General features: G+C 67.5%; 9 protein-coding genes. 8 read left to right on the forward strand and 1 reads right to left on the reverse strand.

Annotated features, from left to right (window positions below):
• Positions 1-1,390: YfcC family protein (locus tag QWY80_RS09220; protein ID WP_290230601.1), on the reverse strand; the 1,390-nt coding region annotated here is incomplete at its 3' end.
• A gap of 262 nt (positions 1,391-1,652) precedes the next feature.
• Between QWY80_RS09220 and QWY80_RS09225 the strand changes: the two genes are divergently transcribed.
• The 8 genes from QWY80_RS09225 to QWY80_RS19460 all read left to right on the forward strand — a co-directional run.
• Positions 1,653-2,501, forward strand: coding sequence for a MurR/RpiR family transcriptional regulator (locus QWY80_RS09225; RefSeq protein ID WP_353960445.1), 849 nt, complete (start codon positions 1,653-1,655; stop codon positions 2,499-2,501).
• Positions 2,502-2,697: 196 nt separating this feature from the next.
• The gene (locus QWY80_RS09230) at positions 2,698-3,531 is read left to right on the forward strand and encodes a bifunctional allantoicase/(S)-ureidoglycine aminohydrolase (protein WP_290230602.1); all 834 of its coding nucleotides are present in this window, start codon (positions 2,698-2,700) and stop codon (positions 3,529-3,531) included.
• A gap of 251 nt (positions 3,532-3,782) precedes the next feature.
• Positions 3,783-4,268 carry an ureidoglycolate lyase gene (locus tag QWY80_RS09235; RefSeq protein WP_290230604.1) on the forward strand — a complete coding sequence of 162 codons (486 nt, stop codon included), beginning with the start codon at positions 3,783-3,785 and terminating at the stop codon, positions 4,266-4,268.
• A gap of 178 nt (positions 4,269-4,446) precedes the next feature.
• The gene (gene gcl / locus QWY80_RS09240) at positions 4,447-6,222 is read left to right on the forward strand and encodes a glyoxylate carboligase (RefSeq protein ID WP_290230607.1); all 1,776 of its coding nucleotides are present in this window, start codon (positions 4,447-4,449) and stop codon (positions 6,220-6,222) included.
• Between the two features lie 96 nt (positions 6,223-6,318).
• The gene (hyi, locus tag QWY80_RS09245; protein WP_290230609.1) at positions 6,319-7,098 is read left to right on the forward strand and encodes a hydroxypyruvate isomerase; all 780 of its coding nucleotides are present in this window, start codon (positions 6,319-6,321) and stop codon (positions 7,096-7,098) included.
• A 117-nt stretch (positions 7,099-7,215) separates the two neighbouring features.
• Entirely contained in the window at positions 7,216-8,103 is an 888-nt protein-coding gene (locus QWY80_RS09250) for a 2-hydroxy-3-oxopropionate reductase (protein ID WP_290230611.1), read from the forward strand.
• Between the two features lie 208 nt (positions 8,104-8,311).
• The gene (locus QWY80_RS09255; protein ID WP_290231001.1) at positions 8,312-9,643 is read left to right on the forward strand and encodes a glycerate kinase type-2 family protein; all 1,332 of its coding nucleotides are present in this window, start codon (positions 8,312-8,314) and stop codon (positions 9,641-9,643) included.
• A partial coding sequence (locus tag QWY80_RS19460; RefSeq protein ID WP_290231002.1) for a pyruvate kinase occupies positions 9,640-9,776 on the forward strand: 137 nt, incomplete at its 3' end. The genes QWY80_RS09255 and QWY80_RS19460, both read left to right, overlap by 4 nt.

Consider the following 9,776-nt stretch of genomic DNA (forward strand, 5'->3'; position numbering starts at 1 on the left):
CGCAGAACAGCGGGAAGAAGAACTTGACCCACTTCTGCCAGGGCACGCCGGCGATGGCCAGGGTGGCCATGAAGTAGCCGGAGGTGGGATAGAGAATGTTGCCCATGCCGTCGCCGAGCTGATAGGCCAGCACCGCCGTCTGTCGGGTCACGCCGATGATATCCGAGAGCGGCGCCATGATCGGCATGGTGACCAGGGCCTGGCCGCTGCCGGAGGGGACCACGAAATTGAAGGCCAGCTGGGCGAAGTACATGCCGATGGCCGACAGCAGCGTGGGCAGCTCGCCGACCAGGTTGCCGAGGCCATAGACCAGGGAGTCCATGATCTGTCCGTCCTCCAGGACCACGGCGACACCCCGGGCGACCCCGGCGATCATGGCGCCCACCAGCACGTCGCGGAAGCCCTTGTTGAAGGCCTCGCAGATGTCGTCGGTGGTCAGGCCGGCGATCAGGCCGACGACGATGCCCATGACGATGAACAGGCCGGCCATCTCCATCATGAACCAGCCCTGGCGCAGCACCCCGTAGACCAGGATGCCGAAGAAGGCGAAGGTGGCGATGGCGGCCAGCTTCTGACGGCCGTTGGCCAACAGCGCCCCTTCGTCGGTAGCGTGCTGGTAGAGGGCGCGCTTTTCGGACTCGGCCGGGTCGCCACTCATCAGGCTGCGGGCGGGATCATCGTGTACCCGGCGGGCATAGCGCATCACGAAGTAGATCCCGGTACCCAGTACCACCGCGAAGGCGGCGGCACGCAGGCCGAAGCCGGAATAGAGGGGCAGGTCGGAGAGCTGCTGGCCGAGCCCGGTATTGATCGGATTGAGCACGCCGGTGGTGAAGCCGGCGGTGGTGGCGCACAGGGCCACGGCGGCGGCGGTCACCGAGTCGAAGCGCAGGGCGATCATCAGCGGCAGGATGACCGGCACGTAGACCAGCGACAGCTCCTGGGTGCCGATGAGGGTGGCGACCACGGCGAAGACCGTCATCAGCACCGGGATCATCAGCAGGCTGCGGTCGGCGAAGCGGCGACTGAGCTTGTCGACGCCGATCTCGATGATGCCGGTACGCCGCAGCACCATGAACATGCCGCCGATCATGAAGGTGAAGAACACCACCTGGCCGGCGCTCATCAGGCCATTGGGGATGGCCAGCATGAAGTCGACGATACCGGTGGGGTTCGAGTCGACGAACTGGAAGGACTCGGGGTCGATGGTGATACGCCCGTTCGGGCCCGGGACGCGCTCGAACTCGCCCCCCGGCACGAAGTGGGTGGCCACCGCCGCGATGGCGATGAAGATGAACAGGATGACGTAGATGTGCGGGATCCTGAGCCAGCCCTTGCGGGTCTCCTGGGGTGCGGTGGAATCAGTGGTGGTGGGTGTGGGGTTGGACATGAGATGCCTCGCCTTGTTGTTGGTGGTGTCGCTATAGTGTCGTGGCGCCGGAGCGCCCCGGCCGGGATCGGCGCCTTGGGCAGTCGGGAATGGCTGGACCGGGGCGATGTGCCGAGCCGGCTCGAGCCGGCGTCGGGCAACATTCGGGAAGGTTCTGGAAATTATTTCTGTGGTCACCTCCGGTGAAAAAAATCGCGCCTCTCGGCGCGGCCGTGGGAGCCACCATGCTGCAGTGGGGGAGTCGGGCTTGAGGACGCCGCAAATGGCCATGGCGCCACATATCGGTCAGAGGATTTCGTCTCGGTTTGCCGAGCTGAGTCCCCAGGAGCAGCGTGTCGCCAGCTTCATCCTCGACCACTTCGATGACCTGGCGGTGTACAGCGCCGCCGATCTGGCGCGCTTGACGGGCGTGTCCAAGTCCACGGTCAGCCGGCTGTTCAAGCGGCTCGGTTTCGAGAACTTCCAGGCGGTCAAGCGGCATGCCCGCCAGTTGCGGAATCTGGGCATGCCGCTGGTCACCAATCCCGAGGCCGTGGGGGGCAACGGCGAACGCTTCAAGCGCCACCTCGAGAGGGAAGAGGAGAACCTGAGACGCACCTTTGCGGGGATCGAGCCGCTTGCCTTCGAGAGTGTCGTGCGGGCGCTGGACCTGGCGCGACGGCTGGTGCTGGTGGGATTCCGCAACAGTTATCCGCTGGCCATGCACTGTCGCCAGCAACTGATCCAGGTGCGTGGCGAGGTGAGCCTGGCACCGGAGCCCAACCAGTCCCTCGCCGAGGAGCTGGCCGGCCTGGGGGCAGAGGACGTGGTGGTGCTGTTCGGCTTTCGCCGGCGTCCCCGGCTGTTCGACGCCCTGATCGACGCCCTCGAATCCATGCCCTGTCGGGTGGTCCTGATCGGAGACGCCACGGCGGCGAACCAGGCCGAGCGAGTCGACTGGTGGCTGGAATGCCCACTCGACAGCATCTCGGCCTTCGACAGTTACGCCAGTGCCATGAGCCTGGTCAGCCTGCTGGCCAACGGGGTCCTGCACCAGCGACTCGCCCATGGGCGAGCCCGCATCGACAGCGTCAGCGAACTCTACCAGTGGCTGGAAGAGCTTTCCCCCTGAGACGATAGGGCTGTGGGCCGTGCGTCTCGTCTTGCCGGATGACGGATCACGATACATGGCTTGAGTGACTCTTGCCGAGATGTGAAACGAAAGTTGCTAGACACGCTACCCTCGGGACGTTAGTTTCACAAGTCATGAGGGTGTGATTTTTTTGGCCTTTGCTAAGGCCGACACTGCATATTCAGGAGCCGTTAGCATGACAACGAAACGCTACTACGCCCCCACCGGAGGCCATCCGCCCCAGACCCAGCTGCTCTCCGACCGGGCGGTGTTCACCGAGGCCTACGCCTTCATCCCCAAGGGGGTGATGCGCGACATCGTCACCAGCAACCTGCCGTTCTGGGAGCACACCCGACTGTGGGTCCTGGCCCGTCCACTCTCCGGCTTCGCCGAGACCTTCTCGCAGTACATCATGGAGGTCTCGCCCGGTGGCGGCAGCGAGCGTCCCGAGCCGGACCCCGAAGCCGAGGGCGTGCTCTTCGTGGTCGACGGCGAGATGACCCTGACCCTGGAGGGCGAGCGCCATCGACTGGTGCCGGGGGGCTACGCCTTCCTGCCCCCGGGGAGCAAGTGGCAGGTGCGCAACGAGGCCGAGGCCCCGGTGCGCTTCCACTGGGTGCGCAAGGCCTACGAGCGGGTCGAGGGCATCGCGGTGCCCGAGGCCTTCGTGGTCAACGAGAACGACATCGAGCCCAACCCCATGCCGGGCACCGAGGGGCGCTGGGCCACCACGCGCTTCGTCGACCCGGAGGACGTGCGCCACGACATGCACGTCAACATCGTCACCTTCCAGCCCGGGGCGTCGATTCCCTTCGACGAGACCCATGTCATGGAACATGGCCTCTACGTGCTGGAAGGCAAGGCGGTCTACCATCTCAACCAGGAATGGGTGGAGGTCGAGGCCGGCGACTTCATGTGGCTGCGCGCCTTCTGCCCCCAGGCCTGCTATGCCGGCGGCCCGGAACCGTTCCGCTACCTGCTCTACAAGGACGTCAATCGCCATGCCGCGCTGCGCCTTGGTGCCCGCTAAGGCGCGGCCAAGTTCCGCGGGTAGCCGTATTGCTCGAGGCTGTTCCGGCGACGGGTCTCATCTTTGGCTCTTCGCCGATCGGAGGGAAACCGTATTGTAGGAGGGCAGCTCAGCTGCGCGATTGGAGGCCGAAGGCCTCCCCGTCGTAGCAGATATCGTCGGGCGCCTTGCGGCGCCGGTCGCGCAACAAGTTGCCCTTATATGGACCCGTCCCCGGCGCCTCTCGCTTCGCACAACGGAGAGACAACATCATGCTGCAACTGAAAGCCGAGCCGCTGACGCCGGAGGCCTTCGCCCCCTTCGGCGACGTCATCGACACGCGGACGTCGGACTACTTTCCGATCAACGCCGGGCGCACCCGCCGCTACCACGACCTGGCGACGGTCGAGACCCTGGGCGAGGGGGCCAGGCCCCTGATCAGCGTCTTCGTCAGCCAGCCAGTCGAGGTGCCGCTGGAGCTGGACTTCCTCGAGCGCCATCCGCTGGGTAGTCAGGCCTTCATGCCGCTACACGAAGAGCGATTCCTCGTGGTGGTGGCACCGCCGGGCGACGGGATCGATCCCGCCGAGGTGCGGGCCTTCGTCACCGACGGCCGCCAGGGGGTCAACTACCGCGCCGGTACCTGGCACGCCATCCAGTCGGTGCTGGAGCGCGAGGGCGAGTTCCTGGTCGTCGACCGGGGCGGCGAGGGGCATAACTGTGATGAATACAATATGGCGATACAAGTGACGCTATAGGGCTCATATTTAGCCGCCTATCGAGTGCCCAAGCAACTGATAAAGCTTGGGTATTTTTTGTACACAAAAACTAGTGAAAATATTTTCCATGATCCCTTGACGGAATTCATGGGTCGGCCTAGTCTCGGTATGTAGAAAGATTTTCCACAAAAATACAACCGTTCACGGAGGTAGCCCCATGGCTCGCATGACCGCTGCAGAAGCCGCCGTTCACGTTCTCAGGAAGGAAGGCATCGATGTCGCCTTCGGCCTGCCCGGCGCCGCCATCAACCCCTTCTATGCCGCCCTGCGCAAGGTCGGTGGCGTCGACCACGTGCTGGCGCGCCATGTGGAGGGCGCCTCGCACATGGCCGAGGGCTATACCCGCACCAAGGCCGGCAACATCGGCGTGTGCATCGGCACCTCCGGCCCCGCCGGCACCGACATGATCACCGGCCTCTACTCGGCCAGTGCCGACTCCATCCCCATCCTGTGCATCACCGGCCAGGCGCCCCGCGCCAAGCTGCACAAGGAGGACTTCCAGGCGGTGGACATCCAGGCCATCGCCGGCCCGGTCACCAAGTGGGCCGTCACCGTGCTGGAGGCGGCCCAGGTGCCGCGTGCCTTCCAGCAGGCCTTCCACCTGATGCGCAGTGCACGCCCTGGCCCGGTGCTGATCGACCTGCCGATCGACGTGCAGATGACCGAGATCGAGTTCGACCCGGACACCTACGAGTCGCTGCCGGTGTACAAGCCGGCGGCCACTCGGGCCCAGATCGAGAAGGCCATCGCCATGCTCAACGAGGCCGACAAGCCGCTGTTGGTGGCCGGGGGCGGCATCATCAACGCCGATGCCAGCGACCTGCTCACCGAGTTCGCCGAGATCACCGGCGTGCCGGTCATCCCGACCCTGATGGGCTGGGGCACCATCCCGGACGATCACCCGCTGATGGCGGGCATGGTGGGTCTGCAGACCTCGCATCGCTACGGCAACGCGACCATGCTCGAGTCCGACTTCGTGATGGGCATCGGCAACCGCTGGGCCAACCGCCACACCGGGACGCTGGAGACCTATACCGAGGGCCGCAAGTTCGTCCACGTGGATATCGAGCCGACCCAGATCGGTCGCATCTTCGGCCCCGACTACGGCATCGTGTCCGACGCCAAGGCGGCCCTCGAGCTGTTCGTCGAGGTGGCCAGGGAGTGGCAGGCCGAGGGCAAGCTCAAGGATCGCCGCCAGTGGGCCGAGGCGTGCCAGGAGCGCAAGCGCACCCTGCTGCGCAAGACCCACTTCGACGACGTGCCGGTCAAGCCGCAGCGCGTCTACGAGGAGATGAACAAGGCGTTCGGCAAGAACACCCGCTACGTCAGCACCATCGGCCTGTCGCAGATCGCCGGCGCCCAGTTCCTGCACGTCTACAAGCCGCGCCACTGGATCAACTGCGGCCAGGCGGGCCCGCTCGGCTGGACCATCCCGGCGACCCTGGGCGTGCGCCGCGCCGACCCGGAGGCCGAGATCGTGGCGCTGTCCGGCGACTATGATTTCCAGTTCATGGTCGAGGAACTGGCCGTGGGGGCGCAGTTCAACCTGCCCTACATCCACGTGCTGGTGAACAACTCCTACCTGGGGCTGATTCGCCAGGCCCAGCGCGGCTTCGACATGGACTACCAGGTGCAGCTGTCGTTCGAGAACATCAACTGCCCGGAGATCAACGGCTATGGCGTGGACCACGTCTCCGTGGTCGAGGGGCTGGGCTGCAAGGCAATCCGCGTCACCGAGCCCGACCAGATCGGTCCGGCCTTCGCGGAGGCCCAGAAGCTGATGGCCGAGCACCGGGTGCCGGTGGTGGTTGAGGTCATCCTCGAGCGGGTGACCAACATCTCCATGGGCACCGACCTGGGCGGCGTCAACGAGTTCGAGGCCCTGGCCGAGAACCAGGCCGATGCGCCGACCTCCATCGCGGCGCTCACCTGACGCCCGCCACGACACTGGACGAGGGGAGCGGCGGTCACCCGCGCTCCCCCCACTCTCCGACACAAGTGCACCACAACGACCCGAGAGGAGACCAAGATGCCTAAGTTTGCCGCCAACCTCAGCATGCTGTTCACCGAGGTGGACTTCCTCGACCGCTTCGAGGCCGCCGCCAAGGCCGGCTTCCAGGGCGTGGAGTACCTCTTCCCCTACGACTACGCGCCGGCCGAGATCAAGGCGAAGCTCGACGCACACGGCCTGACCCAGGTGCTGCACAACCTGCCGGCCGGCGACTGGGGGGCCGGCGAGCGCGGCATCGCCTGCCACCCGGAGCGTGTCGAGGAGTTCCGCGCCGGCGTGGACAAGGCGATCGAGTACGCCACTGCGCTCGGCTGCCAGCAGGTCAACTGCCTGGCCGGCATCCAGCCGCAGGGCGTCAGCGACGACGAGGCACGCCGTACCCTGGTGGAGAACCTGCGCTACGCCGCCGAGAAGCTGGAGGCCGCCGGCATCCTGTTGCTGGCCGAGCCCATTAACACCCGCGACATTCCCGGCTTCTTCCTCAATCGTACCGAGCAGGCGCTGGCGATCTTCGACGAGGTGGGCAGCGATAACCTCAAGCTGCAGTACGACATCTATCACATGCAGATCATGGAAGGGGACTTGGCGCCGACCATCGAGACGCACCTGGGGCGCATCGCCCACGTGCAGCTGGCCGACAACCCCGGCCGCCACGAGCCGGGCACCGGCGAGATCAATTATCCCTTCCTGTTCGCCCACCTGGACCGCCTGGGCTATACGGGCTGGATCGGCTGCGAGTACAAGCCGGCCACCACCACCGAGGAAGGCCTGGGCTGGCTGGACGCGGCGCGCGGCTGAAGGCATCACCCATGGCGAGGCAGGCCTGCCGACGGATCAGCCCCGAGCGGCGACGTCATCCTTGACAGCCTTCCGCCTGAGAGCACCACGACGAGTGACGAATAGAGGAGATCTATCATGAGCAAGATCGGTTTCATCGGCCTCGGCATCATGGGCCGTCCCATGGCCGGCCACCTGCTGGACGCCGGCCACGAGTTGACCACCGTCAAGCGCGGCAAGCTCGACGAGACCCTGGCCGCCAAGGGCATCCGCGAGCTCGACGATCCCAAGGCGGTCGCCGAGGCCTCCGAGGTGATCATCACCATCGTGCCGGATACCCCGGACGTCGAGCAGGTGCTGTTCGGCGAGGGCGGCGTCATCGAGGGCCTCAAGCCCGGCACCCTGGTGATCGACATGAGCTCCATCGCGCCCATCGCCACCCAGGGCTTCGCCAAGCGCATCGTCGAGGCGGGCGGTGAATACGTCGATGCCCCGGTTTCCGGCGGCGAGGGCGGCGCCATCAACGCCGCCCTGACCATCATGGTCGGTGCCACCCAGGAGGGCTTCGAGCGCGCCCGGCCGATCCTCGAGGTGATGGGCAAGACCATCACCCATATCGGCGACCACGGCGCCGGCCAGACCTGCAAGGTGGCCAACCAGATCGTGGTGGCCCTGACCATCGAGGCGGTGGCCGAGGGCCTGCTGTTCGCCTCGAAGGCCGGTGCCGATGTGGCCAAGGTGCGCGAGTCGCTGCTCGGCGGGCTGGCCCAGTCGAAGATCCTCGATGTCCACGGCGAGCGCATGATAAGCCGCACCTTCGACCCCGGCTTCAAGGTCCGCCTGCACCAGAAGGACCTCAACCTGGCGCTGGAGGGCGCGCGCAGCCTGAACCTGGCGCTGCCCGGCACCGCCAACGCCCAGCAGCTGTTCCAGGCCTGCGCCGCCCATGGCGGCGGGGACTGGGACCATGCCGGCATCCTCCGTGCCCTCGAGGCCCTGGCCGATCACGAGGTCGGCCAGTCGTGAGTCCGTTCGCCGGCCCGGTGCTGGGCCGGCGACGACAGGGGAGGTGACTGCTTCCCCGGGGAGGCGGGCGTCGGGTCGTCGTCAGCCTCCCGGCCGCCGCGAGGCGGCCTTGCCCGGCGGCGGGGAGACCCGCCGCCGGGTTCTTTTCACGACCCGCGAATTCCCGCCGTCCCGCCCGTTCGTCGTAGAGGAGTGCCCCATGGTCGCCATGCCTTCCCCGCCGTCTCCCGATCCCGCCCTGCCGGCACCGCAGGCCGACGCCCCGAGCTGGCTGCGTGGGCTGGCGGAGTGCGCCGTGCGCGCCGTCCATCCCGACAGCCTGTTGCCCGGCGAACTGCCGGCGCCGCCCGCCGGCCGCACCCTGGTGGTGGGCGCCGGCAAGGCCGCCGCCGCCATGGCCGCGGCCCTGGAGCGCGCCTGGCGGGCCCACCAACCCGAGGCGCCCCTGGAGGGGCTGGTGGTCACCCGTTACGGCCATGGTCCTCAAGGGCCGGGCGCCGCGTGTCGGCGCATCGAGGTGCTGGAGGCGGCCCACCCGATGCCCGACGGCCTCAGCGAGCAGGCCGCCCGGCGCATGCTGGCCGCGGTGGCGGGCCTCTGCGAGGACGACCTGGTGATCGCCCTGGTCTCCGGCGGCGGTTCGGCACTGATGAGCCTGCCGGCGGAGGGCATCGAGCTCGCCGAGAAGCAGGCGATCAACCGCGCGCTGCTGCGTTGCGGGGCGCCGATCCGCGAGATCAACACCGTGCGTCGCCACCTCTCGGCCATCAAGGGCGGCCGCCTGGCCGCCGCGGCGCATCCGGCCCGGGTGCTGACCTGGCTGATCTCCGACGTGCCGGGCGACGACCCCACCCTGGTCGCCTCGGGGCCGACCCTGCCGGATGCCACCTCCCCACTGGATGCCCTGGCGATCCTCGAGCGCCATGCCATCGAGATCCCGGAGGCGGTGCGTCGCCATCTCGAGGCCGACACCCGGGCGCCGGCCCTCGGCGATCCCGGCTTCGCCCGTGACCGCTCGCGGGTGCTGGCCCGGGCCTGCGACGCCCTGGAGGCGGCGCGTGCCGCCGCCGAGGATGCCGGCGTCGAGGTGCGCCTGCTGGGCGACGACCTGGAGGGCGAGGCGCGCGAGCTGGGGCGCGCCCAGGGGCGCCTGGCGCTGTCCAGCCAGTTGGGCCTGGAGCGGCCGCTGCTGCTGCTCTCCGGTGGCGAGACCAGCGTCACCGTGATCGGCGATGGCCGCGGCGGGCGCAACGTGGAGTACCTGCTGGGCCTCTTCGAGGCCCTCGAGGGGGCCCCGGGGATCCTCGCCCTGGCCATCGACACCGATGGCATCGATGGCTCCGAGGACAACGCCGGGGCACTGTTCACGCCGGACGACTGGGGCCGCGCCGAGGCCTCGGGGCTTGACCCGCGCGACTATCTGGCCCGCAATGATGCCTACAGCTTCTTCGACGCGCTCGATCGGCTGATCGTCACCGGACCGACGCGTACCAACGTCAACGACTTCCGAGCCATCCTGGTCTTGCCGAGGACACCATGACGCTTCCCCCCTATGCCCCCATCCATGAGCCCATCCGCCGCACCAAGATCGTCGCCACCCTGGGCCCGGCCAGCGACCGCGAGGGCGTGCTCGAGGCCATGATCGACGCCGGCGTCGACGTGGTGCGCCTCAA

It is taken from the genome of Halomonas ramblicola (assembly GCF_030409215.1).
In the GTDB taxonomy this organism is placed as follows: Bacteria; Pseudomonadota; Gammaproteobacteria; order Pseudomonadales; family Halomonadaceae; genus Halomonas; species Halomonas ramblicola.

Bases quoted from the DNA above. Each gene is read 5' to 3' on its own strand.
- QWY80_RS09225 (WP_353960445.1), top strand. From the start codon at position 1,653: ATGGCCATGGCGCCACATATCGGTCAGAGGATTTCGTCTCGGTTTGCC.
- QWY80_RS09230 (WP_290230602.1), top strand. From the start codon at position 2,698: ATGACAACGAAACGCTACTACGCCCCCACCGGAGGCCATCCGCCCCAG.
- QWY80_RS09235 (WP_290230604.1), top strand. From the start codon at position 3,783: ATGCTGCAACTGAAAGCCGAGCCGCTGACGCCGGAGGCCTTCGCCCCC.
- gcl (WP_290230607.1), top strand. From the start codon at position 4,447: ATGGCTCGCATGACCGCTGCAGAAGCCGCCGTTCACGTTCTCAGGAAG.
- hyi (WP_290230609.1), top strand. From the start codon at position 6,319: ATGCCTAAGTTTGCCGCCAACCTCAGCATGCTGTTCACCGAGGTGGAC.
- QWY80_RS09250 (WP_290230611.1), top strand. From the start codon at position 7,216: ATGAGCAAGATCGGTTTCATCGGCCTCGGCATCATGGGCCGTCCCATG.
- QWY80_RS09255 (WP_290231001.1), top strand. From the start codon at position 8,312: ATGCCTTCCCCGCCGTCTCCCGATCCCGCCCTGCCGGCACCGCAGGCC.